The 25,180-nt window shown below is 68.6% G+C and carries 25 protein-coding genes; 11 read left to right on the forward strand and 14 right to left on the reverse strand.

What is annotated here, in order from left to right; all coding sequences use genetic code 11:
* Positions 1–25 precede the first annotated feature (25 nt).
* Entirely contained in the window at positions 26–2,605 is a 2,580-nt protein-coding gene (gene clpB / locus AC07U4_RS09765; protein ID WP_495195307.1) for an ATP-dependent chaperone ClpB, read from the reverse strand.
* A 196-nt stretch (positions 2,606–2,801) separates the two neighbouring features.
* Between clpB and AC07U4_RS09770 the strand changes: the two genes are divergently transcribed.
* From AC07U4_RS09770 to AC07U4_RS09785, 4 genes are all read left to right on the forward strand, one after another.
* Entirely contained in the window at positions 2,802–5,651 is a 2,850-nt protein-coding gene (locus tag AC07U4_RS09770; RefSeq protein ID WP_495195308.1) for a M16 family metallopeptidase, read from the forward strand.
* A 10-nt stretch (positions 5,652–5,661) separates the two neighbouring features.
* The gene (locus tag AC07U4_RS09775; RefSeq protein ID WP_495179572.1) at positions 5,662–5,961 is read left to right on the forward strand and encodes a hypothetical protein; all 300 of its coding nucleotides are present in this window, start codon (positions 5,662–5,664) and stop codon (positions 5,959–5,961) included.
* Between the two features lie 78 nt (positions 5,962–6,039).
* Positions 6,040–7,938, forward strand: coding sequence for a CocE/NonD family hydrolase (locus tag AC07U4_RS09780; protein WP_495195309.1), 1,899 nt, complete (start codon positions 6,040–6,042; stop codon positions 7,936–7,938).
* 10 nt (positions 7,939–7,948) lie between these two features.
* On the forward strand, positions 7,949–8,713 hold the full coding sequence (locus AC07U4_RS09785; protein ID WP_038664390.1) for an energy transducer TonB: 765 nt from the start codon (positions 7,949–7,951) through the stop codon (positions 8,711–8,713).
* 6 nt (positions 8,714–8,719) lie between these two features.
* Here the strand turns inward: AC07U4_RS09785 and AC07U4_RS09790 are convergent, their stop codons facing one another.
* From AC07U4_RS09790 to AC07U4_RS09815, 6 genes are all read right to left on the reverse strand, one after another.
* A complete protein-coding gene (locus AC07U4_RS09790; RefSeq protein WP_038664388.1) occupies positions 8,720–9,775 on the reverse strand; it encodes a 5-(carboxyamino)imidazole ribonucleotide synthase in 1,056 nt (351 codons plus the stop codon).
* On the reverse strand, positions 9,775–10,230 hold the full coding sequence (gene purE, locus AC07U4_RS09795) for a 5-(carboxyamino)imidazole ribonucleotide mutase (RefSeq protein WP_495195310.1): 456 nt from the start codon (positions 10,228–10,230) through the stop codon (positions 9,775–9,777). Before purE ends, AC07U4_RS09790 begins: the two co-directional genes overlap by 1 nt.
* 461 nt (positions 10,231–10,691) lie before the next feature.
* Positions 10,692–11,378: a 2,3-diphosphoglycerate-dependent phosphoglycerate mutase gene (gpmA, locus tag AC07U4_RS09800; RefSeq protein WP_038664381.1), complete on the reverse strand. Its 687-nt coding sequence runs from the start codon at positions 11,376–11,378 to the stop codon at positions 10,692–10,694.
* Positions 11,379–11,390: 12 nt separating this feature from the next.
* Positions 11,391–11,855 carry a GNAT family N-acetyltransferase gene (locus tag AC07U4_RS09805; RefSeq protein WP_495195311.1) on the reverse strand — a complete coding sequence of 155 codons (465 nt, stop codon included), beginning with the start codon at positions 11,853–11,855 and terminating at the stop codon, positions 11,391–11,393.
* Positions 11,855–12,964, reverse strand: a complete 1,110-nt coding sequence (locus AC07U4_RS09810; RefSeq protein ID WP_495195312.1) for a M14 family metallopeptidase — start codon at positions 12,962–12,964, stop codon at positions 11,855–11,857. The genes AC07U4_RS09805 and AC07U4_RS09810 overlap by 1 nt, the downstream gene beginning before the upstream one ends.
* A gap of 135 nt (positions 12,965–13,099) precedes the next feature.
* Positions 13,100–13,711 (reverse strand): DUF4136 domain-containing protein, encoded by a 612-nt coding sequence (locus AC07U4_RS09815; RefSeq protein WP_137899266.1) that lies wholly within the window; start codon positions 13,709–13,711, stop codon positions 13,100–13,102.
* Positions 13,712–13,848: 137 nt separating this feature from the next.
* On the opposite strand from AC07U4_RS09815, the gene ykgO reads away from it, so the two are divergent.
* The 5 genes from ykgO (at position 13,849) to AC07U4_RS09840 (ending at position 18,644) form a co-directional block, all read left to right on the forward strand.
* Positions 13,849–13,974 (forward strand): type B 50S ribosomal protein L36, encoded by a 126-nt coding sequence (ykgO, locus tag AC07U4_RS09820; protein WP_003046794.1) that lies wholly within the window; start codon positions 13,849–13,851, stop codon positions 13,972–13,974.
* Positions 13,975–13,984: 10 nt separating this feature from the next.
* Entirely contained in the window at positions 13,985–14,629 is a 645-nt protein-coding gene (locus AC07U4_RS09825; RefSeq protein WP_495195849.1) for an HAD family hydrolase, read from the forward strand.
* Between the two features lie 233 nt (positions 14,630–14,862).
* Positions 14,863–16,194, forward strand: a complete 1,332-nt coding sequence (locus AC07U4_RS09830; RefSeq protein ID WP_038664365.1) for a NupC/NupG family nucleoside CNT transporter — start codon at positions 14,863–14,865, stop codon at positions 16,192–16,194.
* Between the two features lie 10 nt (positions 16,195–16,204).
* Positions 16,205–17,563, forward strand: coding sequence for an amino acid permease (locus AC07U4_RS09835; protein WP_495195313.1), 1,359 nt, complete (start codon positions 16,205–16,207; stop codon positions 17,561–17,563).
* Positions 17,564–17,645: 82 nt separating this feature from the next.
* Positions 17,646–18,644, forward strand: coding sequence for an IS30 family transposase (locus AC07U4_RS09840; protein ID WP_495195314.1), 999 nt, complete (start codon positions 17,646–17,648; stop codon positions 18,642–18,644).
* Between the two features lie 49 nt (positions 18,645–18,693).
* Here the strand turns inward: AC07U4_RS09840 and AC07U4_RS09845 are convergent, their stop codons facing one another.
* The 7 genes from AC07U4_RS09845 to gluQRS form a co-directional block, all read right to left on the reverse strand.
* Positions 18,694–18,840 carry a hypothetical protein gene (locus AC07U4_RS09845; protein WP_169742552.1) on the reverse strand — a complete coding sequence of 49 codons (147 nt, stop codon included), beginning with the start codon at positions 18,838–18,840 and terminating at the stop codon, positions 18,694–18,696.
* Positions 18,837–19,706, reverse strand: coding sequence for a 3-hydroxybutyryl-CoA dehydrogenase (locus AC07U4_RS09850; protein WP_495179563.1), 870 nt, complete (start codon positions 19,704–19,706; stop codon positions 18,837–18,839). The genes AC07U4_RS09845 and AC07U4_RS09850 overlap by 4 nt, the downstream gene beginning before the upstream one ends.
* Positions 19,707–19,762: 56 nt before the next feature.
* Entirely contained in the window at positions 19,763–20,740 is a 978-nt protein-coding gene (egtD, locus tag AC07U4_RS09855) for an L-histidine N(alpha)-methyltransferase (RefSeq protein WP_495179562.1), read from the reverse strand.
* On the reverse strand, positions 20,741–21,991 hold the full coding sequence (gene egtB / locus AC07U4_RS09860; RefSeq protein ID WP_495195315.1) for an ergothioneine biosynthesis protein EgtB: 1,251 nt from the start codon (positions 21,989–21,991) through the stop codon (positions 20,741–20,743).
* A gap of 358 nt (positions 21,992–22,349) precedes the next feature.
* Positions 22,350–22,898 (reverse strand): cob(I)yrinic acid a,c-diamide adenosyltransferase, encoded by a 549-nt coding sequence (locus AC07U4_RS09865; protein WP_495195316.1) that lies wholly within the window; start codon positions 22,896–22,898, stop codon positions 22,350–22,352.
* A gap of 4 nt (positions 22,899–22,902) precedes the next feature.
* The gene (locus AC07U4_RS09870; protein ID WP_038664354.1) at positions 22,903–23,133 is read right to left on the reverse strand and encodes a twin transmembrane helix small protein; all 231 of its coding nucleotides are present in this window, start codon (positions 23,131–23,133) and stop codon (positions 22,903–22,905) included.
* A gap of 3 nt (positions 23,134–23,136) precedes the next feature.
* Positions 23,137–24,009 carry a tRNA glutamyl-Q(34) synthetase GluQRS gene (gene gluQRS, locus AC07U4_RS09875; RefSeq protein WP_495195317.1) on the reverse strand — a complete coding sequence of 291 codons (873 nt, stop codon included), beginning with the start codon at positions 24,007–24,009 and terminating at the stop codon, positions 23,137–23,139.
* Positions 24,010–24,116: 107 nt separating this feature from the next.
* Between gluQRS and AC07U4_RS09880 the strand changes: the two genes are divergently transcribed.
* Complete coding sequence (locus tag AC07U4_RS09880) at positions 24,117–24,683, forward strand: HNH endonuclease (RefSeq protein ID WP_038664347.1); 567 nt, start codon at positions 24,117–24,119, stop codon at positions 24,681–24,683.
* Between the two features lie 17 nt (positions 24,684–24,700).
* Positions 24,701–25,156 (forward strand): EF-hand domain-containing protein, encoded by a 456-nt coding sequence (locus tag AC07U4_RS09885; RefSeq protein WP_249340703.1) that lies wholly within the window; start codon positions 24,701–24,703, stop codon positions 25,154–25,156.
* Positions 25,157–25,180 lie beyond the last annotated feature (24 nt).

Below are 25,180 nucleotides of genomic sequence, written 5' to 3' on the forward strand. Positions count from 1 at the left end.
AGCCGCCCCTTTCGTTCATGTCGCTTTACGCCACCGTCAGCACCAGTTTGCCGTCGCCCTCGTCGACGTGCACGGTGGCGCCGTCCTTCACCTCGCCGCGCAGGATCAGGTCGGCGAGCGGGTCCTGCAGATAGCGCTGCACCGCGCGTTTCAGCGGCCGGGCGCCGTAGACGGGATCGTAGCCCACCCGGCCCAGCCAGTTGCGCGCGGCGTCGGTCAGGTCGAGCGTCACCTTGCGGTCGGCGAGCAGTTTGCCGACGCGCGCCACCTGGATGTCGACGATCGGCGCCATGTGGCTCTGGCCCAGCCGGTGGAACAGGATGATCTCGTCGAGCCGGTTGAGGAATTCGGGCCGGAAATGGGCGCGGACGACCTCCATCACCTGCGGCTCGACGGTCTCGACCGCCTGCCCCTCCTCGACCGCGGCAAGATATTGCGAACCCAAGTTGGACGTCAGGATGATCAGCGTGTTGCTGAAATCCACCGTCCGCCCCTGGCCATCGGTCAGCCGGCCGTCGTCGAGCACCTGGAGCAGCACGTTGAACACGTCGCCGTGCGCCTTTTCGACCTCGTCGAACAGCACGACCTGATAGGGCCGGCGCCGCACCGCCTCGGTGAGCACGCCGCCCTCCTCATAGCCGACATAGCCCGGCGGTGCGCCGATCAGCCGCGCGACCGCATGTTTCTCCATGAATTCGCTCATGTCGATGCGCACCATCGCGGACGGATCGTCGAACAGGAATTCGGCGAGCGCCTTGGTCAGTTCGGTCTTGCCGACACCCGTCGGGCCGAGGAACAGGAACGAGCCCAATGGCCGGTTCGGGTCCTGCAGCCCCGCACGCGCGCGCCGCACCGCGGTGGAGACGGCGCGCACCGCCTGCGCCTGGCCGATGACGCGCTGGCCGATCACCTCCTCCATGCGCAGCAATTTGTCGCGCTCGCCCTGCAGCATCCGCTCCATCGGGATGCCGGTCCAGCGGCTGACGACGCCGGCGATGTCGTCCGCGGTAACCTCCTCGCGCAGCATCGCGCCCTGCGTCGCGCCCTGCGCCTCGGCGAGCTGCTTCTCCAGCGTCGGGATGCGGCCGTAGGCGAGTTCGCCCGCCTTGGTCAGGTCGCCCGCTCGCTGCGCCTGTTCCAGTTCGAGCCGGGTGGCGTCGAGCTGCTCCTTGAGCTTCGCCTCGCGGCCGATCTTGTCCTTCTCGGCCTGCCAGCGCTGGGTCAGCGCGGCGGATTGCTCCTCGAGATTGACCAGCTCCTCCTCCAGCGCGGCGAACCGGTCGCGTGAGGCCTCGTCGGTCTCGCGACGCAGCCCCTCGCGCTCGATCTTGAGGCGCAGGATGCGGCGGTCGAGCGTCTCGATCTCCTCGGGCTTGCTCTCCACCTCCATGCGGATGCGCGATGCGGCCTCGTCCATCAGGTCGATTGCCTTGTCGGGCAGGAAACGGTCGGTGATGTAGCGGTTCGACAGGGTCGCCGCGGCGACCAGCGCGCCGTCGGTGATCCGCACGCCGTGATGCAGCTCGTATTTCTCCTTGAGGCCGCGCAGGATGCTGATCGTGTCCTCGACCGTCGGCTCGCCGACGAACACCGGCTGGAAGCGGCGCTGCAACGCCGGATCCTTCTCGACATACTTGCGATATTCGTCGAGCGTGGTCGCGCCGACGCAATGCAGCTCGCCGCGCGCGAGCGCGGGTTTCAGCAGATTGCCCGCGTCCATCGCACCCTCGGATTTGCCGGCGCCGATCAGCTGGTGCATCTCGTCGATGAACAGGACGATCTGGCCCTCGGCCTGCTTCACCTCGTCGATGACGCCCTTCAGCCGTTCCTCGAATTCGCCGCGATATTTGGCGCCGGCGATCAGCGCGCCCATGTCGAGCGCCATCAGCGTCTTGTCCTTGAGACCGTCGGGCACGTCGCCATTGGCGATGCGCAGCGCCAGCCCCTCGACGATCGCGGTCTTGCCGACGCCGGGCTCGCCGATCAGCACCGGATTGTTCTTGGTGCGGCGGGCGAGCACCTGGATCGTGCGGCGGATCTCCTCGTCGCGGCCGATCACCGGGTCGAGCTTGCCGTCGCGCGCCGCCTGGGTGAGATCGCGGGCGAACTTCTTGAGCGCATCGTAGCGATCCTCGGCGCTGGCGGTGTCGGCGGTGCGACCGCCGCGCAGCGCGTTGATCGCGCCGTTGAGCGACTCGGCGGTCACGCCGGCGCTCGCCAGTGCGCGACCGGCGGCGGTGGTGGTCGCCAGCGCGAGTGCGAGCAACAGCCGCTCGACCGTGACGAAGCTGTCGCCCGCCTTTTGGGCGACCTGCTCGGCCTGATCGAGGACGCGGACGGTATCGTTGTCGAGTCCCGGCGTCTGCTGTGCGCCCGATCCCGAGACGGCGGGAATTTTGGCGAGTGCGGCGTCGGTCTCGGCGACCGCGCGCTTCGCGTCGCCACCAGCCGCCTGGATCAGCCCGGCGGCCATGCCCTGCTCGTCCTCGAGCAGCGCCTTCAAAAGATGGTCCGGCGCGATCCGCTGATGGTTCATGCGGATCGCAACGGTCTGCGCCGATTGGAGGAATCCCTTGGCGCGGTCGGTAAATCGTTCGAGGTTCATAAAATCCCCTTGCCTGTATGGCCCGGATGTAGTGTTGCCATTGTGCAACACAAGGGTATCCGATCGAGACTGCGATGATGGCGTCGCCGTCGCGACGCATTTTCAAAAAAGCCGCCGCGGTCGCTTGCCAGTGTTCGCCCCCCGGTTATGCTCGACCAGTTCATAGGTTCAGGACGAAGCGGGGGACTCTATTCTCATGACGAAGCTATTCGCACTTGCCGGCGTCGCATCGATCGCGCTGGTCGCGCCGCTGCACGCGCAGACCACGCCCGCTCCCGCCTCGGCGAAGGCCGCGCCGGTCGCCGCGCTCGTCAAGGCGGTCGACATTCCCTATCAGCAATTCACGCTGAAGAACGGCCTGCGCGTCGTCGTCCATACCGATCGCAAGGCGCCGGTCGTCGCGGTCAGCGTCTGGTACGACGTCGGCTCGAAGCACGAGCCGCAAGGCTCGACGGGCTTTGCGCACCTGTTCGAGCATCTGATGTTCAACGGGTCGGAGAATGCGCCGGGCGACTTCTTCGCACCGCTGAAGCAGGTCGGGGCGACCGACTTCAACGGCACCACTTATTTCGACCGGACCAATTATTTCGAGACGGTGCCGACCGCGGCGCTGGAGCGCGCGCTGTTCCTCGAATCCGACCGGATGGGCTATCTGCTCGGCGCGATCACGCAGGGCGTGCTCGACGAGCAGCGCGGCGTCGTTCAGAACGAGAAGCGGCAGGGCGACAACCGCCCCTATGGCCTGATGGGCTATGCGGTCACCGAGGGGCTGTTCCCGGCGACCCACCCGTACGGCCATGACACGATCGGATCGATGGCCGATCTCGATGCGGCCAGCCTCGACACCGTCAAGAACTGGTTCCGCAGCCATTACGGCCCGAACAATGCGGTGCTGGTGCTCGCCGGCGACGTCGACGTCGCCAGCGCGCGACCGCTGGTCGAGAAATATTTCGGTGCGATCAAGGCCGGCCCCAAGAGCGTGCTGCCCGCTGCCCCGGCCGTCACCCTGCCCGCCGCCAAGACGGTGACGCTGAAGGATCGCGTCGCCGCGACGATGATCAGCCGCAACTGGACGGTGCCGGGGCTCAACGACAAGGATGCCGCACCGCTCGAGGTCGCGGCCGGCGTGCTCGGCGGCATGGCCTCGTCGCGCCTGACCAACGAGCTGATCCGCAAGGAGAAGCTGTTCACGCAAATCTCCGCGGACAATAGCGCCTTCGCGCAGGTCGGCACGTTCGCGATCGAGGGGCTGGTGCGTCCGGGCGTCGATCCGGCGCTTGCGGCGCAGCGGCTCGATGCGGTCGTCGCCGACTTCCTGCGCACCGGCCCGACGCAGGACGAGGTGTCGCGCTTCGTCACCACCCGCGTCGCCGGCCGCGTCCGCGGGCTCGAGGCCGTCGGCGGCTTCGGCGGCAAGGCGGTCGCGCTCGCCGAGGGTGCGCTCTATTCGAACGATCCCGGCTTCTACAAGAAGCAGCTTGCCGACCTCGCCGCGCAGACCCCGGCAAGCGTCAAGGCGGCGGCGGACAAATGGCTCGGCCGTCCGGTGCTCGCCGTGAATGTCGTGCCCGGCGCGCGCGACGCTTATGCCGAGGCGAAAGTGCCGCCCAAGGTCGATGTCGTCGCTGCACCGGAACAGCCGGCGAAAGGGACGCGTGGCGCGATCCCCGCGGTCGGTGCGGTCACCGGCCTGTCCTTCCCCAAGGTCGAGCGCAGCCGCCTGTCGAACGGTATCGAGCTGGTCTATGCGCAGCGCAATGCGGTGCCGGTGACGCAGGCGGTGCTGAGCTTCGACGCCGGCTATGCCGCCGATGTACCGGGCAAGCTCGGCACGCAGCTCGTCGCGCTCAATATGCTCGACGAAGGCACCGAACATTACGACGTCAACGCGCTCGCCGAAGCACGCGAGCGGCTCGGCATGCAATTGTCGTCGGGGGCGGGCAATGATCGCAGCACGCTGTCGATGGGCGTGCCGAGCGCCAACCTCGGCCCGGCGCTCGACCTGTTCGCCGAGGTCGCGCGGCGGCCGGCCTATGGCGACACCGACGTCGCCCGCTTCAAGGCGCAGCAGGTGGCGCAGATCCAGCAGGAGCTGACCAACCCCGGCGCGCTCGCGCAGCGCATGTCGACGCGCATCCTCGCGGCGGGCACGCCCTATGCGAAGGCGCAGGGCAGCGGCGATCCGGTCGCGGTGGCGGCACTGACGCCGGCCGACCTGCGCAGTTACCAGCAGGCGTGGCTGCGGCCCGAGAAGGCGAAGCTGTTCGTCGTCTCCGACCGGCCGCTCGCCGAGGTGAAGGCGGCGCTGGAGGCGCGGTTCGGCGACTGGAAGGGGACGGGCACGGCCGGCACCAAAACGTTCGCCGGCACGCCGTCGCCGCTCAAGCCGGGCATCGTCCTCGTCGATCGCCCCGACAGCCCGCAGTCGATCATCGTCGGCGGTCAGCGCACCGGCCTGAAGGGTACCGACGACCTGCTCGTCCTCAACACGGTCAACGATGCGCTCGGCGGCAGTTTCCTCAGCCGGCTCAACATGGACCTGCGCGAGGAGAAGCATTGGTCCTATGGTGCCGGCGGCCGCTTCCAGCCGTCGGAATTCGCCGCACCCTATCTGTTGCAGGCGGGGGTGCAGGCGGACAAGACCGGCCCGGCGCTCGCCTCGGCGCGCGACGACGTCGCGCAGTTCGTCACCACCAAACCGATGACGGAAACCGAGTTCGACCTCGCGATCAAGGGCGCGACGCTGCAATTGCCCGGCCAGTTCGAAACCTCGCAGGCGGTGCTGGGGGCGATGCAGGCGAACGACCTGTTCAAGCGGCCCGACGATTATTACGCGACGGTCGCCACCCGCTATCGTGCGATGACGCTGCCGCAGCTGCGCAGCGCGGTGGCGCAGACGATCGATCCGGCCAGGCTGACCTGGATCGTCGTCGGCGATGCTTCCAAGGTAAAGCCGCAGCTTGACAGCCTCGGCCTGCCGGTCGAGGTCGTCCCGGCAAGCGCAGTCGCCGGCGCCCCGGCCGGTGCTGTGACCGCAGCGAAATGAGGAGAGCGTGATGGCCGAGGTTGATGGCAGCTGGGATTGCATCGTGAAGTCGCCGCTTGGCGATCAGAATTTGACGCTCGTCGTGCAGAGCGAGGGCGATGCCTTCACCGGCACCGCCTCGGGTGCGATGGGCTCGGGCGACGTCGCCGGCACGGTGTCGGGCAATACGATCAGCTGGAAGCTCCAGATGACCGTACCGATGCCGATGACACTCGATTGCGAGGCGACCGCCGAGGGCGATACGCTGACCGGTACGGTCGGTGCCGGCGCCTTCGGCAGCTTCCCGCTGTCGGGCAAGCGTAGCGCTTGATTCGCCGGCAATAATCGGGACACATTGCGGCCCGCCTCCCACCGGAGGCGGGCCGTTTCGTTTTGGGGTTGCCGCCGCATGATCCGATCGCTTCTCGCCGCCTGCGCTCTGGGCGCGCTCGCCACCGCCGCCGCCGCCGGCGCGCAGAGTTACGACGAGCGCCCCGCCAAACTGGCGCCACGCGACACCCATTACGAATACGTCCGCAAGGCGGTCGAGATACCGATGCGCGACGGGGTCAAGCTCCACACCGTGATCGTCATCCGCAAGGGGACCAAGGACGCCGGTATCCTGCTGACCCGCACGCCCTATGACGCGGACGACCAGACCAAGGCGGACAGCGGTACCTTCGCCGGCATCCTGTCGCATGGCGACGGGCCGTGGGACCTCATCGCGGCGGACGGCTATATCCGCGTCATCCAGGACGTGCGCGGCATGCACGGCAGCCAGGGCATCACGCTGATGAACCCGACGCCCGCCGGATCGCCCAACAATCCAACGAAGACCGACGATTCGACCGACACCTACGACACGATCGCCTGGCTGGTGAAGAACGTGCCGGAGAGCAACGGCCGCGTCGGGATCAGCGGCATCAGCTACGACGGCTTCCTGCCGCTGATGGCGCTGATCAACCCGCATCCGGCGCTCAAGGTGTCGGTGCCGATGAACCCGATGGTCGACGGCTGGCGCGGCGACGACTGGTTCCACAACGGCGCCTTCCGCCAGATCGGCCTGCCCTATATGCTCGGCCAGCAGGGGACGCGCGACGCCAGCACGCCGTGGATCACCGACACCGCCGACGATTACGATTACTGGCTGCGCAACGTCTCGGCGGGTGCGGTGGCGAAGGCGCAGGGCGTCGATCAGGCGTCGGGCTTCTACCGCAAGGTCGCCGCGCATCCCGCCTATGACGGCTATTGGTCGAGCGCCGCGATGGACAAGATCCTCGCCGCGCAGCCGTTGAAGGTGCCGACGATGCTCGTCGCGGGGCTGTGGGACCAGGAGGACATCTACCGCGCGCCCGCGGTCTATCGCGCGCTCGAGCCGAAGGACACGAAGAACGACATGGTCTTCCTGACGCTCGGCCCGTGGTATCACGGGCAGGAGGTCGGCGACGGCAGCGCGCTCGGCGCGATCAAATGGGATCAGGACACCGCCAAATGGTGGCGCTGGCACGTGCTGCGGCCGTTCCTCGCGCATTATCTCAAGAGCGACCAGCCGGCGATGGACGTCGCCCCGGTCACCGCCTTCCAGTCGGGCGCCAACGAATGGCAGCGGTTGCAGGCGTGGACGCAGCCGACGCCGACGCCGCTCTATCTCAAGCCCGGCGGCGCCTTGGGCTTCGCCGCGACGGGGGGTGCGGCGCAAACCGCGGATTACGTCTCCGACCCGGCGCATCCGGTGTCCTATCGCGTCCGCCCGACGCGGCCGATCTATGCCGAGGGTTCGACGTGGAAGAATTGGCTGGTCGACGACCAGCGGGCCGTTTCGGGGCGGCCCGACGTCGTCACCTTCACCAGCGACGTGCTCACCGCGCCGGTGACGATCGCGGGCACGCCGGAAGTGCATCTGACCGCCTCGACCAGCGGCACCGACAGCGACTGGGTGGTCAAGCTGGTCGACGTCTATCCCGAGGTGATGCCCAAGCAGGCGGAGATGGGCGGCTATCAGCTCGCCGTCGCGATGGACATCTTCCGCGGCCGCTATCGCGAGGACCTGGCGGTCGCCAAGCCGCTCGTCGCCAATGCGCCGCTGAAATACCAGTTCGCGCTGCCCGAGACCAACCACGTCTTCCTGCCCGGCCACCGTATCATGGTGCAGGTGCAGTCGAGCTGGTTCCCGCTCTACGACCGCAATCCGCAGACCTTCGTGCCGAACATCTTCTTCGCGCAGCCGAAGGACTATGTGACGGCGACGCAGAAGATCACCGTCGCCGGGCCGGATGCGAGCTATATCGCGTTGCCCGTCGTGAAATGACGGTGCCGCGGTGAGACACCGCCATGCCCCCGATCGTCCGGCGCTCGCGCTGGCGCTCGGGGTGCATGGCGCGTTGCTGCTGCTGCTCCTGCTGGCGCGGCCGCCGTTGCCGGCACCGCCGCCATCGCCACCGGCACTGACGCTGTTCGACGTGGCGCCACCGCCGCCGCCGCCACCGCCCGAACTGCCGCCGCCGCCGAAACGGCCACCCCCGCCCGTACCGGCACCGTCAGGCGGTGCGCCGCCGACGGCCTCGCGACCGCCGCCGCCGCCACCGATCGACACGACGCCGCAACCGCTCGCGCCACCGCCGCCGCCGAGCGCGGTGATACCGTCACCCTTCGGTGCGGATCAGGACGTGGCGCAGCTCGTCGGGCCGCCGTCGGTCGGAGCGGGCCTGGGGACGGGAACCGGTCGCGGTGCAGGCAATGGCGCGGGCGATGGCGGCGGCGGCAAGGTCCGTTATGCGCGGGCGAGCTGGATCTACCGGCCAACGGACGCCGAACTGCGGCGCTTCTGGCCGCCCGATGCGGTCCGCGACCGCGTTTCGGGGCATGCCCTGCTCGCCTGTCGGGTGCCGCGCTCGGGCCGGCCCGAACGGTGCTGGGTGGTGTCGGATACGCCCACCGGCATCGGCTTCGGCGCCGCCGCGGTGCAGATGGCGCCGCTGTTCCGGATCAGGCCGGTGCTGCGCAACGGCAAGGTGCTGCCCGTGCCGGTGATCGTGCCGGTCGCCTTCGACATCGCGAAGCCGCCATCGGCGAAGACGCGCTGATCCGGTTCAGCGCTGGACGCGGGTGACGTGGCCCATCTTGCGGCCGGGCCGCGCCGCGCCCTTGCCGTAGAGGTGGAGATGCGCGCCGGGCTCGGTCAGCGCCGGCTGCCACGCATCGTCGCCGATCAGGTTTTCGAGCGCCACCGCGCTGCCCGTCAGCGCGGTGCTGCCGAGCGGCAGGCCGCAGATCGCGCGGATATGGTTCTCGAACTGCGAGGTCTCGGCGCCCTCGATCGTCCAATGGCCCGAATTGTGGACGCGCGGCGCCATTTCGTTGAACACCGGGCCGTCGGCGGTGGCGAAGAATTCGCAGGCGAGCACGCCGACATAGTCGAGCTCGGCGGCGATGCGGCAGGCGAGCGCGGTCGCTTCCTCGGCCTGGTCGAGGATCGGCTGCGGCGCCGGCACGCGCGACGTGCGCAGGATCGCGTCGACATGGACGTTCTGCGGCGGGTCGTAGCGGACGGTGGCGCCGTCCTGGCCGCGCGCGATCAGGATCGAGAATTCGTGGCTGAAGTCGACGAACGCCTCGAGCACCGCGGGGCCGCCGATCGCCTCCCATGCCGCATCGGCGTCGGCGGGGCCGTGGAGGCGCATCTGGCCCTTGCCGTCATAGCCGAAGCGCGCGGTCTTGAGCACCGCGGGCGTGCCGACATGGTCGAGCGCCGCGATCAGCGTCTCGCGGCTGTCGACCGCGGCCCAGCGCGCCGGGCGGCCGCCGACGCGCTCGACGAAGCGCTTCTCGGCGATCCGCTCCTGCGCGGCGGCGAGCGCGCGCGGATGCGGATGGACCGGCACGCGTTCGGCGAGCCATTCGACCGGGCCGAGCGCGATATTCTCGAACTCGTAGGTGACGACGTCGCAGGCGGCGGCGAAGTCGGCGAGGACGATGCGATTGTGGTAATCGGCGCGGGTCAGGCTCGCCGCGGTCTGCGCCGCGACGCTGTCCGCCTCGGGGGCGAGCACGTGCGTGCGATAGCCGAGCTGCGCTGCGGCGACGGCGAGCATCCGGCCCAATTGCCCGCCGCCGAGGATGCCGATCGTGCTGCCGGGAGTGAGCATCAGGCGGGCTCGTCGGCGACCGCGTCGGTCTGCCGCTGGCGCCAGGCTTGCAGGCGTTCGGCGAGCGCGACATCGTGCGTCGCGAGGATCGCCGCGGCGAGCAGCCCGGCGTTGGTCGCGCCGGCCTTGCCGATCGCCAGCGTGCCGACCGGGATGCCGGCGGGCATCTGGACGATCGAGAGCAGGCTGTCCTGACCGGACAGCGCCTTGCTCTGGACCGGCACGCCGAGCACCGGCAGGTGCGTCATCGCCGCGGCCATGCCGGGCAGGTGCGCGGCGCCGCCGGCGCCGGCGATGACGACCTTGAGGCCGCGGTCCGCCGCGGTCTTGGCGTAATCGTAGAGCCGGTCGGGAGTGCGATGCGCGGAGACGACCTTCGTCTCGTGCGCGACGCCCAGTTCGGCGAGCACGTCCGCCGCGTGCCGCATCGTGTCCCAATCGGACGTCGAACCCATGATGATGCCGACCAATGTCATAGACGGCGGTTAGCGGCAGAGCGGAGGGAGGGCAACGGCTTGCACCGGCAGGCGCGCACCCGTGTTGGACGACATGGACAAGATGGACACCTTAACGGAAACGATCCGGGTCTATCGTTTCCGTTTTGGTGGTGATCGGGGGTCACGATGAGACAGAGCGCGGCGGGTTTAGCGCGTGGGACCGGTGTAGGACAGGGGCGAAAATTTGGTGCCACCTTCGTCATCCCCCGCGGAGGCGAGACCTCTCTAAAGTCCGCTCGGTCACTTTGGCCTTCCAGTGTTCCTGCGAAAGCAGAAACCCAGGGTCAAGCAAAGCAACAGCTTATCGAGTTCGAGACTCCTGGGCTCCTGCGTTCGCAGGAGCACTGGTGGATGTTCGCAAGGACCTTGTTCCCGCGAAAGGACAAAGGAAGAGCGGAAGGCGTGGTGCCCTCCCCACCTTACCGTTCGCTGAGATAATAACGGTCGGTGGCGTTGAGCGCGTCGTCGAGTTCGTAGACGATCGGCTGCGCGGTCGGGATTTCCAGACCGGTGATCTCGTCGTCGGGGATGTTCGACAGATGCTTGACCAAAGCGCGCAGCGAATTGCCGTGTGCCGAGATCAGCACGCGCTGGCCGTCGCGCAGTGCCGGCACGATCCGCTCCTCGTAATAAGGCAGGACGCGTGCGATCGTGTCCTTGAGGCTCTCGGTTGCCGGGATGGCGATGCCGGCATAGCGGCGATCGGCCGACAGGTCATAGTCGCTGCCGGCCTCCATCGGCGGCGGCGGCACGTCGAAGCTGCGGCGCCAGATCTTGACCTGCGCCTCGCCGTGCTTGGCCGACGTCTCCGCCTTGTCGAGCCCGGTGAGGCCGCCGTAATGGCGCTCGTTGAGCCGCCAGTCCTTCTCGGTCGGCAACCACAGCCGGCCCATCGCCTCGAGCGCAAGGTTGAGCGTCTTGATCGCGCGCGTCTGCAGCGAGGTGAAGGTCATGTCGAAGTCGAGGCCCTTGGCGGCCATCATCTCGCCGGCGGCGCGCGCCTCGGCGGCGCCCTTTTCGGTGACGTCGACGTCCCACCAGCCGGTGAAGCGGTTTTCGAGGTTCCAGCTGGACTGGCCGTGGCGGATCAGGACGAGGCGCGGCATCGGAAGCTCCCTTTAGGATCGAGGACGAAGGTCGAGGGCGAAGAACTGGTTGTGCGGGCTCGGCCGATAGTCGGCGAATGGCCCGGTGTCGATGAAGCCGGCGCTGCGATACAAAGCGACCGCGGGCGCGTGCAGGGCGGCGGTGCCGGTTTCGAGGCTGAGCCGGTCGTAGCCGCGATCGCGGGCGACCGCGACGACATGATCGAGCAGCGCCCGGCCGACGCCGGTGCCGCGCGCGGCCGGGGCGGCGCGCATCGACTTGACCTCGCCGTGGCGCGGATCGAGCTGCTTGAGCGCGACGAAGCCGACCAGCGTGCCATCGCGCCACGCGGTCCAGAAGGTCACGCCCGGCGCCGACAGGCCGCCGGCATCGAGCGCGAAGGCGTAATCCGCCATCTGCCCGCGCAACTCCGTGAGGTGATGCGCGAGCAGGTCCGCGACATAAGGCGCGGCGGGATCGTCCTGCCTGATCTCCATCAGATTTCGTCGATCATCCCGGTAAGCACCTCAAGACACGACACGCCCAGCGCGCGCGAACGTTCGGGCGACCAGCCGAATTCGGCGTCGGGATTGGGATCGTGATCCTTGAACGGCATCTCCAGCGTCACCGACACCGCGCCGAAGCGCTGCGCCAATTGGTTGGTCGACATCGAGAGATTGGCATTGCCCGCGCTCGATTTCTCATAGCCCTTCTCGGTCTGGAAATCGGGCGTGTGCTCGGCAAGGCGGCGGCCAAAGGCGTAGAATTTGGCGCCATGGTCTTCGGTCCAGTTGGGAATGCCCTCGAAGCCGGCGATGAAATTCGCCGGGATCGCCTCGTCGCCATGGACGTCGATCGCGAAGGCGACGCCGGTTTCGTCCATCGCATCGCGGACGCACAGCACTTCGGGGCTGCGCTCGGGCGTCGGCGCGTGCCATTCGCGGTTGAGGTTCACCCCCACCGCATTGGTGCGCAGATGGCCGCGGCGGGTGCCGTCGGGGTTCATATTGGGAACGACATGGACGGTCGCCTTGGCGAGCAAGGGCGCGGCGGCGGGGCTGGTCAGCCAGTCGAGCGCGCCGTCCATCCAATATTCGGTCATCGATTCGCCGGGATGCTGGCGGGCGTAGAGCCACACCGGCTTGGGACCGTCGCCGATGCGGAGATAGTCGATGCTCTGGCCGTCGAGCGAGGTGCCGAGCTCGCGATGCGTGACGCCGGGCCGGGCGGCGATGCGCGCGACGAGATCGTGGTGCATCTCCATCGTATAGGGCGCGAAATAGGCGAACCAGGCGAGTTCGCCCTCGACCGCGTAATCGAACGACAGCACGCCCTTGTCATATGTGGTGTCGATCATCCGCCACGCCTGCCGGTCGGTGCTGACGCGCGTCCTGTAGCCGGGCCAGCCGAACGGATAGGCCGACTTGCCGGCGTTGACGATGCGGAAGCGCAGCCGTCGGCCGTGCGCGCCGGCGACGCGGAAATAGAACCATTGGAAGAAGTCGGACTCGCGGTCGTTGACGATCTCGAGGTCGACGCGGTCGCCCTCGATGGCGACGACGCGGATGTTGCCGCCGTCGAAGGCGGCGTTGATGCTGAGGGTCATGAGGCGTGCCTGATTGGTAGAGGATGCTTGGCGAAGGGGATGGCTTCACCCCCACCCTTCCGGCGCTTCGCGGCTCCCTCTCCCGCCGGGAGAGGGAAAGACGCCGCAGGCGGCGCAGGGTGAGGGCGAGGGCGATCACCTCACCGTGATGGTGCGGCCCGAATCGCCCGGAAAGCCGGTGAACAGCGCGCGGGCGAGCTTGCCGGCCTGCTGGTCGGCGCCCTTGATGTCGCTGATCCCCTGCGCCTTGCCTTCCCAGATCGGCGACTGGTCGGCGCGGCGCTTGATCGTCACCGCGAGCTCGGCGACGAGCAATTCGGTCGGACGGCTCCTGCCGATCGGGAAGCCGATGCCGCCGCCCAGCCCGACGCCGCCGCCGCCGCGCCGGCCGCCACCGCCGCTGAACCCGCCGCCGCCGATGCCGATGCTGACCGGCGACTGGCGCGGCGGGCCCTCGCGGCTGGTGCGGGTGAAGGCGACGGTGGCGACATAGTCGGGGGTCGCGCCCTGCGCCGGCAAGGTATAGCCGACCTTGAGCAATTCGGCCTCGACCGCGGCGGCATAGGTCTTGAACTCGAGGCTGGCGGGGGCGCCGCCCGAGAGCGGCTCGACCGCGATCGTGCCGCGCGCGATCGGCGCGCCGAGATGGTAGCGGATCACCTCCGTCGGCGGGAGCGGCGACGTGGTCGCGCAGCCTGCAAGTGCCGCGGCGGCGACGCCGAGGGCCAGGAACGGACGGATGCTCATCACGGGGATACCTTTGCGATACGTTGCGTCTGGGAAACGCTCTAACGCGTGTGGCGTTGCTTGACTATTACGGCCTCCGCCCTTAGGCGCTCGCGCTTTCACCGACACCGTCAATTTCGAAAAGAAGCGAATCGATCATGAAGATCCGCAATAGCCTGAAGTCGCTCAAGGACCGTCATCGCGACAATCGCGTGATCCGTCGCCGCGGCCGCACCTACGTCATCAACAAGACCAACCGTCGCTTCAAGGCGCGCCAGGGCTAACCCTTTGGGTATGCCCGCGGCCGACGTGTCGCTCACGGCCCCGACGGCCGTGATCTTCGATGTCGGCCGGGTCCTGTACGACTGGGATCCGCGGATCCTCTACCGGCGCCTGATCGACGACGATCGGGCGCTCGATGCGTTCCTGCGCGACGTCGTCACGCACGAATGGCATTTCCAGCACGATGCCGGACGCGACTTCGCCGAGACCTCGGCGGAGCTTGCCGCGCTGTATCCGGAGCATGCGGCGCTGATCGGACTCTGGGGACCGCGGTTCCTGGAGAGTATCGGGGCGCCGATTGCCGGCATGGCGGCGCTGGTCGATGAGCTGGAGGCGGCGGAGGTGCCGCTGTTCGCGATCACCAATTTCAGCCACGAATTCTGGCCGCCGTTCCGCGCGCGCGAGGCGGCGATGTTCGATCGCTTCCGCGACATCGTCGTGTCGGGGGTGGAGAAGATGGTGAAGCCCGATCCGGCGATCTACCGGCTGGCGCTCGACCGGTTCGGGCTGGCGGCGGCGCGGACGGTGTTCATCGACGACAATGCGGCGAACATCGACGGCGCGCGCAGCGTCGGGCTGATCGGGTTGCACTTCACCGACGAGCCGACGCTGCGGCGCGAGCTGGTGGCGCTGGGGTTGCTGGCGCAGCCGGTTTAGGGACCCGACCTTCCAATTCCATGTCATCCCCGCGCAGGCGGGGATCCATATACGCCGACGGTGCGGCGCAAGCCGGACCCGCGCGTCTGGATCCCCGCCTTCGCGGGGATGACGGATGTGGAAGGGAGGGGGCGTCCCACCGCCCATTCGCCGCTAGTCTCCTGATAAACGCCGTGTATGGTGCGGCCGCGCTGCCGGGGGGCCGCGTCGTTCACTTCCCCGCGGGATGAATCATGCATCGTATCCTGATCGGCGTCGCCGGCATCCTCGTCATCCTCGGCATCGCCGTGCTGCTCTCCGCCGATCGCCGCGCGATCCGGCTGCGCGTCGTCGGCGCGGCCTTCGCGTTGCAGGCGCTGATCGCCACCGTCGTCCTTTATTGGGGGCCGGGGCGGCAGGCGCTCGCCGGCGCCTCGGCCGGGGTCGCCGCGCTGCTCGGCTATTCGCAGAAGGGGACCGAATTCCTGTTCGGCAAGCTCGCCGCGCCCGAGATCGGCGGCCAGAGCTTCGCGATCGCGGCGCTGCCGGTCATCATCTTCTTCGCCAGCCTCGTCTCGATCCTCTATTATCTCGGCGTGATGCAGGTGGTGGTGCGCTGGGTCGGCGGCGCGATCGAGACCGTCATCGGCACCTCGAAGGTCGAATCGCTCTGCGCGGCGGCGAACATCTTCGTCGGCCAGTCGGAATCGCCGCTGGTGATCCGCCCCTATCTCGCCGGCCTCACCCCGCCGCAGGTCTTCACCGTGATGACCAGCGGCATGGCGGGCGTCGCCGGCACGATCCTCGCGGCCTATGCCTCGATGGGCATCCGCATCGAATATCTGCTCGCGGCGAGCTTCATGGCGGCGCCGGGCGGCATCTTGATGGCGAAGATCATCATGCCCGATCGCCGCGTCACTCCCGAAGGCGAATTGCCGCTCGGCGACCTGCCCGACGAAAATCGCGACATCCGCCTCGCCGAGGCGCGGATCAGCGGCGCCGGCCCCGCCGCCTTGCTGCCCGAGGGCGTGCCGGGCGAGCCTTTGCCCGACGCGACGCATGACGAGGAAAAGCCCGCCAACCTCATCATGGCCGCCGCACAGGGCGCGCAGACCGGCGTGCGGCTGGCGGTGGCGGTCGGCGCGATGGTGCTGGCCTTCGTCGCCCTGGTGGCGCTCGCCAACGGGTTGCTCGGTGGGCTGGGCAATATGGTCGGGTTGCCGGGGCTGAGCTTCCAGGCGCTGCTCGGCTATGTCTTCCAGCCGGTGATGTTCCTGCTCAACGTGCCGTGGAACGAGGCGGGGATCGCCGGCGGGCTGTTCGGCGAGAAGATCGTGCTCAACGAATTCGTCGCCTATATCGATCTCGGCACGCAAACGAGCCTGTCGCCGCGCACCGTCGCGGTGGTGACCTTCGCGCTGTGCGGTTTCGCCAATTTCTCGTCGATCGCGATCCAGATGGCGGTGACCGGCAGCCTCGCGCCCAACCAGCGGCCGACGATCGCGCGGCTGGGCCTGCGCGCGCTGGCGGCGGGCAGCCTCGCCAATCTGATGAGCGCGGCGCTCGCCGGGCTGCTGATCGGGTGAGCCGCACGCGATGACCGGCTTGCGACGCACGCTCGGGCCGGGCCAGCTCGCGATGATCGCGATCGGTGGCGCGGTCGGCACCGGGCTGTTCCTCGGCAGCGGCCTCGCGATCGGGTTGGCCGGGCCGGCGGTGCTGGTGAGCTATGCGATCGGCGGGCTGGTGACGCTGGCGCTGATGGGCTGCCTTGCCGAGATGACGGTCGCCGATCCGGCGACGGGGTCGTTCGGGCTGTTCGCGGAACGCTATCTCGGCCGGTTCGCGGGCTTCCTCGTCCGCTATGCCTATGCCGCGGCGGTGATCCTCGCGATCGGCACCGAGGTGACCGCGGTGGCGATCTACATGCGCTACTGGGCGCCGGGGGTGCCGGGCCTGTGGTGGATCGCCGGTTTCTCGCTGGCGCTGCTCGGCGTCAACCTCGCCAGCGTGCGGCTGTTCGGCGCGGTCGAATATGTCTTCTCAGCGATCAAGATCGCGGCGATCCTGATCTTCATCGCGGTCGGATCATGGGTGATCGCCGCGCATGGCATCGGCTTTTCCCATTATACCGACGCCGGCGGCTTCGCGCCGCATGGGCTGGGCGGGATCTGGACCGCGGTGATCGTCGCGATCTTCAGCTATATCAGCATCGAGATGATCGCGGTCGCGGCGGGCGAGGCGCGCGATCCCGAACGGGCGATCGTCCGCGCCTTCCGCTCGACGATGCTGCGGCTGGCGCTCTTCTATCTCGGCAGCCTCGCGGTGATGCTGGCGATCGTGCCGTGGACGCAGGCTGGGACGGCGACGAGCCCGTTCGTCACGGTGATGCAGGCGAGCGGCGTGCCCTATGCCGCGGGCGTGCTCAACGCGGTGGTGCTGATCGCGGCGCTGTCGGCGATGAATAGCCAGCTCTATGCGGCGTCGCGGATGCTGTTCAGCCTCGCCGAGAGCGGCCTCGCGCCGCGTGCGCTGGCGCGGGTCGACCGGCGCGGCGTGCCGGCGGCGGCGCTGCTCGTGTCGGGCGGGGGGATCGCGGTGGCGGGCGGCGTCTATGCGTGGCGGCCGGAGGCGGCGTTCGGGGTGATGATCGCGGTGTCGATCTTCGGCGCGCTGTTCACCTGGGGGATGATCTTCGTGACGCATCTCGCCTTCCGGCGGCGGCATGGGGCGCCGGCGGCGTTCCGGCTGTGGGGGCATCCGTGGACAAGCCTCGCCGGGGCGGGGGCGATCGTGGCGATCCTGCTGACGACGCCGTTCACCGCGCCGTTCGCGCTGACTTTGGTGTATGGCGTGCCGTTTATGGCGGTGCTGGCGGGGGTGTATGCGATGTGGTTTCGCGCCCGCCCCCCAACGATCGTCATCCCCGCGGAGGCGGGGATCCAAAGACGCTGACGGTGCGGCTCAAGCGCGGACCCGCGCGTCTGGATCCGCCGGATTCACGAGAGAAGTGCACCACTGATAAGGTGGGTGCGCGATGGGACAGAGATACAGGCAGCTCAGCCTTGACGAGCGGATCGAGATTGCGCGGCTACGGGAGGCGGGCTGGTCAGGGCGTCGCATCGGCGCCGCGATCGGGCGCAGCCACACGACGGTCGGTCGCGAGCTAAGCCGCAACAGCCGTGCGACCAAGGCGTGGCGTGGCGGCTACGCTCCGGCGCGCGCGCACGGCCTGGCGCTACGTCGGCGACGATGGGACGGCCGCTTCAAGCTGGTGCGCCAGCCTGACCTGCGGGACCGCGTCAGGCAAAGCCTTGCGATGGGACATTCGCCCGAGCAGATCGCCGGCAGACTGGCGCGCGACGCTGGTCGCACCGTCATCAGCCACGAGTCAATCTACCGTTTCGTCTATCACCGGTCCGCCCAGAAGGACTATTGGCACCGCCTCCTCCCCCGCGCCAAGTCCCGGCGCGGCCGTTATGCCCGGCGTGGCGGCAGCCCGGCCAGTTTCATCCGCCAGCGCCGCTCCATCGCCGAGCGCACCCCCGAAGCCGACGGCCGCGAACAGCCCGGCCATTGGGAAGCCGACTATATGCTCTTCGCCCGCTATGGCGACAACGTGCTCGTCCTCCACGAGCGAACGACCCGCTTCACCCTGCTCGACCAGCCGCCCACGCGCAGGGCGGCGACCACCGCACTGCGCATCGCCCACCAGCTGCGCACCGTTCCGAACGCCCTGCGCCGCACCATCAGCTTCGATAACGGAACCGAGTTCGCCGAACATCATCGGCTGCATCGCCTCGGACTCCAGACCTTCTTCTGCGACGTCCGCAGCCCATGGCAGAAAGGCGGCATCGAAAACACCATCGGCCGCCTGCGACGCATGCTGCCCCGCAGGACCGATCTCCACACCCTCTCGCCCGACCAACTGCAAGCCTATGCACAGCGCCTCAACGACACCCCCAGAAAATGCCTCGACTTCCAGACCCCCGCCGAGGCATTCCTCCATGCCTCAACCGGTGCACTTCAAACGTGACTCCACATCCCCGCCTGCGCGGGGATGACATAATGAGGATGACGATAAGTTATTCGTCCGTCCGCATCTTGACCTTGTTGGGCAGGTCCTTGCCCTTGGTGCGGCGCGAGGGGAGCTGCACCGGGTTCTTCTTCTTCCATTCCTTGTAGGTCATTGGCCCGTCGGGCGTGTCGACCATCATATCGTCGAGGCTCATCGTGTCGGCTCCGGAGTGGCGCCGCTGTAATCGTAGAAGCCGCGGCCGGTCTTGCGGCCGTACCAGCCGGCCTCGACGTATTTCACCAGCAGCGGGGCAGGGCGGAACTTGGGGTCGCCGGTGCCCTCGAACAACACCCGGGTGATCTCCAGACAGGTGTCGAGGCCGATGAAATCGGCGAGCGTCAGTGGCCCCATCGGGTGGTTGAGCCCCAATTGGCAAGCAAGGTCGATGTCGCGGATCGTCGCGACGCCCTCGCCGAGCGCGAACACCGCCTCGTTGATCATCGGCATCAGCACGCGGTTGACGATGAAGCCCGGCGCGTCGTTGGCGCGGACCACCGCCTTGCCGAGCCGGTCGGCATAGGCCTCGATCACGCCGACGGTCGCGTCGGAGGTGGCGAGGCCGCGGATCACCTCGATCAGGCCCATCACCGGCACCGGATTGAAGAAATGCACGCCGATGAAGCGCTGCGGATCGGGCGAACTCTGCGCCAGCCGGGTGATCGGGATCGACGAGGTGTTGGAGGCGAGGATCGCGTCGGGTCCGAGCACCTTGCCGACCTGGCCGAAGATCGCGCGCTTGATCTCCTCGCGCTCGGTCGCCGCCTCGATGACGAGGCCGCACCCGGCCATCGCCTCGACATTGGCGACGGGTTCGATGCGGGCGAGCGTCGCGTCGCGGGTCGCGGCGTCGATCTTCTCCTTGTCGACCGCGCGGGCGAGCAATTTGGCGATCCCCGCCTTGCCTGCCTCGGCGCGCTCGACCGAGACGTCGCTCAAGAACACGCGATAGCCCGCCGCCGCCGATACCTGCGCGATGCCCGCGCCCATCTGGCCCGAACCGATGACTCCGACTGACTCCACGTCCATCTCCTATGCTTTTGACGCGCCATAGCCGCTTTCGACGCGTCTGCCAGCCGTCAGGGGGCGGGGCGCTCCGCCTGCGCCTCGGCGAGGAACAGGCCGAACAGGCCGTCGGGATCGGTCCATTCGCGGATCGGCGTCCAGCCGCCCGAGCGGAGCAGGATGCGCGCATCGCGCGAGCCGTATTTGTGGCTGTTCTCGGTGTGGATACTCTCTCCCGCCGCCATCGCGAAGGGCTGGCCGTCGACGGTGAATGCGACGTCGCGGGTGGCGACGAGGTGCATCTCGATGCGCGCGCGATCGTCGTTCCAGCGCGCTTCGTGCGCGAAGGATTCGACCGGAATCGTGCCGGAAAGCTCACGATTGATGCGGTCGAGCACATTGCGGTTGAACGCCGCGGTGACGCCGCCGGCATCGTCATAGGCGGCGACCAGCGTCGCCTCGTCCTTGATCCGGTCCATGCCGATCAGCAGCATCGCGCCCTCGCCCAATGAGGCGCGCATCGTGCGGAGCAGGTCGACCGCCATCAGCGGGATCATGTTGCCGATCGTCGAGCCCGGGAAGAAACCGAGCTTGGGCGTATCGGCAATCGTCGCCGGCAGGGTGAGCGGGCGCATGAAATCCGCCTCGAACGGCAGCACGAGCAGACCGGGGAAGGCTTCCGACAGCGCGCGCGACGAGTCGCGCAGGAAGTCGCCCGAAATGTCGATCGGGACGTAGGCGGAGGGTTCGGTGCAGCGGAGCAGCAGCGGCGTCTTGACCGACGAGCCCGAGCCGAATTCGACCACCGCGCGGCCGCGCCCGGCGACGTCCGCGACTTCCGGACAGATCGTCTCGAGGATCGCGGTCTCGGTGCGGGTCGGATAATATTCGGGGACGTTGGTGATGTCCTCGAACAATTCGGAGCCGCGGCGGTCGTAGAACCAGCGCGCGGGGATGGCGCGGGGCCGGCGTTCCAGCCCGGCGAGCACGTCGGCGCGGAACTGCGGATCGGCGAGCGTCTGCTCGCCGTCCTCGACTTCGGGCTTCAACATTCAGAGGTCCTTGGCGAGCCGCACGCCGGTGAACTGCCAGCGCTGATGCGGGTAGAAGAAGTTGCGGTAGCTGGCGCGGGCATGGCCGCGCGGCGTCGCGCAACTGCCGCCGCGCAGCACGAACTGGCCGCTCATGAACTTGCCATTGTATTCGCCGACCGCGCCCTCGATCGTGCGGAAGCCGGGATAGGGGCGATAGGCGCTGCCGGTCCATTCCCAGACGTCGCCGAAAAAGGCGGGGCCGGACGCGGGGCGCGGCTCGACCGGGCTGGCGGCATCCATCTGGTTGCCGCAGCGTGCGTCCTGTGCCTGCGCCGCGGCCTCCCATTCGAATTCGGTGGGCAGGCGGGCGCCGGCCCAGCTCGCATAGGCGTCCGCCTCGTAGAGGCTGACGTGCGTCACCGGCGCGGCGGGGTCGATCGCGCGGCGGCCGTCGAGGCCGAAGCGCGTCCATTTGCCGTCGCGCTCCTCCCAATAGAGCGGCGCGACGATTCCCTCGGTCTTCACCCAGGCCCAGCCGTCGGCGAGCCAATGCGCGGGATCACGATAGCCGCCGTCGGCGATGAACGCCGCCCATTCGCCGTTGGTGACGGTGCGGTCGGCGAGCGCATGCGGGGCGAGCAAGGCGTCGTGGCGCGGCCCCTCACAGTCGAAGGCGAAGCCGTTGCCGTCATGGCCGATGCGGACGATACCGCCGGCATGGTCGATCCAGCGCACCGGCCCGGGCATCGCCACCGGCACCTTGGGCGCGGCAGGCCAGATCGCCGGTTCGAGCGGATTCTCGCCGAACAGATGCAGGATGTCGGTGACGAGCAGCTCCTGATGCTGCTCCTCGTGATGGCAGCCGAGCGCGACGAGCTCGCGCGCGCCCTCGGGCAGGTCGGGCAGCGCGGCGACGAGCGCTGCGTCGACATAGGCGCGATAGGCGCGGACCTCGTCGAGCGTCGGGCGGGTGATCATGCCGCGGCGGTCGCGCGCGTGGCGGCGGCCTTCCGCCTCGTAATAGCTGTTGAACAGGAACGGGAAGCGTTCGTCGTGCAGGCAATAGCCGGGGACGTGGTCGCGCAGCACGAAGGTCTCGAAGAACCACGTCGTATGCGCGAGATGCCATTTGGTCGGCGACGCGTCCGGCATCGACTGGACGGTGGCGTCGGCGTCGGACAGCGGCGCGGCGAGCGCCAGCGTCAGTGCGCGGACGGCAGAGAAGCGCTCGGCGAGCGGCGTTAGCGGCTGAGGTGCGATCTTCAACATGGCTGGCCTCCCCCGCGCGTCTTAACGCAAGTCAGGACAGCGCGCGAAACGGCAAAGGGTTGCAGCCGGGATGGACGTTTCGCGCGATGCGGTGCGATTTCGATGGGTTCGAGGCTGTTTTACACTCGGTCCAGTTGGACGGATGCGCTCCGCTGCACCGAAGAATGGTTCGCGCGAAGACGCGAAGACGCAAAGGTGTCGCGCTTGCCGCAGTCGCGGCCCATCACATCAAACCATTTCGATGACAGGGCCACGGTCGCCCCAGGCGGAACACCTTCGCGTCTTCGCGTCTTCGCGCGAACAAAGAATCCGGGCGGAAGGAGGGGGCGGGGCGAATGTCCCGCGAGGCCGGAGGACGCTAGCGGCTCGCGCCCGGTTGCCAGAGGATGTCGCCGGCGCCCGCGCCGTTGACCACGCGGGTGGCGACGAACAGCCAGTCGGACAGGCGGTTGAGGTAGGCGAGGGCGGGCGGGTTGAGCCCGTCGACCGCCACCGTGCTGCGCTCGGCGCGGCGGACGATGGCACGGGCCAGATGCAGCGACGCCGCACCGGCATCGCCGCCGGGCAGGATGAAGCTGGTCAGCGGCGCGAGATCGGCGTTCATCGCGTCGATCTCCGCCTCGAGCCGGGCGACCTGCGCGGGGACGATGCGCAGCGCGCCGTCGATCCCCGCGGGCGTGGCGATATCGGCGCCGAGGTCGAACAGGTCGTTCTGGATGGTCAGCAGCGCCGCGGCGGGCGCCCGCTCGCCGAGCGCGGCGATCGCGACGCCGATCGCGCTGTTCGCCTCGTCGACGTCGCCGATCGCCGCCATGCGCGGATCGGCCTTCGACACGCGCGAGCCGTCGACGAGGCCGGTCGTGCCGGCGTCGCCGGTGCGCGTGTAGATGCGGTTGAGCTTGACCAACGGCTCAGGTGCGTCCGGCGAGGAACAGGATCAGCACGACGATCAGGATCGCGATCGCCTGAAAGAAGATGCGCATCTGCATCATCTTGTTCGATTTGAGCGAGGCGGCGGACGGCCCCTGGCCGTCGCGGACCTGCGCGTGCGATTCCTGGAGGAAGGCGATGACGCCCCGGACCAATGCGACCACCGTCGCCAGCATCGCCGCGATCAGCAGGAGGACGAGAAAGGTGTTCATTCGCTATAGGTAAGCGCTCGCGACGGCAAAGCCAATGGGAAGCCGGCCGGCGCGCAGGGCGTCCGCCAGCCCCTCGCCGTCCTCGCCTGCGGCACGCAGATCGGCGAGCGCGGGGGCGCCGTTGCGCTTGGCGAGGCGGGTGCCGTCGGGGCCGAGCAGCAGCGGATGATGGCGATAGCGCGGCGTCGGCAGGCCGAGCAGGGCCTGCAGCAATCGGTGGATGTCGGTCGCGCGCATCAGGTCGCGGCCGCGCACCACGTCGGTGATCCCCTGCGCGGCGTCGTCGATCGTCACCGCGAGGTGATAGCTGGCGGGCGCGTCCTTGCGGGCGAGGACGATGTCGCCGAACGCCACCGGGTCGGCGTGCTGCGGCCCCGCGAGCGCGTCGCTCCAGTCGAGTGGGCCGGCGAGCGCCGCGGCGCGGTCCGTCGCCAGCCGCCACGCATGCGGCACGCCTGCCTCAATCCGCGCCGCCGCCTCGCCCGAGGGCAGGTTCCGGCAGGTGCCGGGATAGACGAGGCCGTCCGGACCGTGATGCGGCGCCGAGGCGCTCGCCGCGATATCGGCGCGGGTGCAGAAACACGGGTAGAGCAGGCCATTGTCGCGCAGCCCGGCCAGCGCCGCGTCATAGACGTCCAGCCGCGTCGACTGGCGCAGCACCGGCCCGTCCCACGTCAGGCCGAGCCACGCCAGATCCTCGGCGATCCCGGCGACGAAGCCCTCGCGGCTGCGCGTGCCGTCGATGTCCTCGATGCGCAGCAGGAAGCCGCCACCCGCCGCACGCGCATGATCGTGCGCCTGCAGCGCGGCAAAGGCATGGCCGAGATGCAGCCGTCCGGTCGGGCTCGGCGCGAAGCGGGTGACGACGCGGCTCACGCGCGCGTCCCGCCGCAGAAGGCTTGACCGGCATCGATGCGGCGTGCTGTCATACCAGCGTCACTCTCGTGGGCGACATGGCCCGCGGGTAATCCGTGGGAGGAGCCGTGTTTCATCCCGATCTGATCCGTCACCCCGACAATTGTCCGGCGCTGGTGCTCAACGCCGATTACACGCCGCTGTCCTATTATCCCCTGAGCGTCTGGCCGTGGCAGACCGCGATCAAGGCGGTGTTCCTCGATCGCGTCGACATCGTCGCGCATTACGAACGCTCGGTGCGCAGCCCGACGGCGGAGATCAAGCTGCCCTCGGTGATCGCGCTCAAACAATATGTGCGTCCTTCGGCGTTTCCGGCGTTCACCCGCTTCAACCTGTTCCTGCGCGACCGCTTCGCCTGCCAATATTGCGGCGTCGGGCGCGACCTGACCTTCGACCATGTCGTGCCGCGCGCGCAAGGCGGGCGGACGACGTGGGAGAATGTCGTCACCGCCTGCGCGCCGTGCAACCTCAAGAAGGGCGGGCGGACGCCGAAACAGGCGCATATGCCGCTGTACGTCGAGCCGATCCGGCCGACCAACTGGCATCTGCAGGAACATGGCCGCGCCTTTCCGCCCAACTATCTCCACGACACGTGGCACGACTGGCTCTACTGGGACGTTGAGCTGGAAGCGTAACGATACGGAGACCGGGTTTGCGGACGGGGATCATCATCGCGGCGGCGGCGCTTGTCGCGGCGGGTACGTTGGCCGGATGCGGCCCGCGCGAGGACAAGGTGGCGGAGGCGGACGCGAACGCCGCGGGCTTCGTGCCACCGGCGGTGACCAGCCGCGTCGATTTCACCAGCACGATGGAGCGCCGCTTCCGCACGCTCGACCGCAATGCCGACGATCGGCTCGACAAGACCGAACTGCCCCGCCAGAACAGCCGCCTGATGAGCCTCGACCGCAACGGCGACGGCGTCATCAGCCTGATCGAATGGGACGAGGGCACGCTCAAGCGCTTCGACCAGATGGATCTCAACCACGACGGCACCGTCACCTCGGAAGAGGAAAAGGAATGGCGCGCGGCGCGCGATGCAGGCCGCGAGCCCGCGACGCGGCCGACACCGCCGGTGCCGGGCGATCCGCTGGGCAATAGCACGCGGTAGGCCCTCGCTAGTAAGGACCTGACG

The organism is Sphingomonas sp. GW821-FHT02B09 (assembly GCF_059421875.1).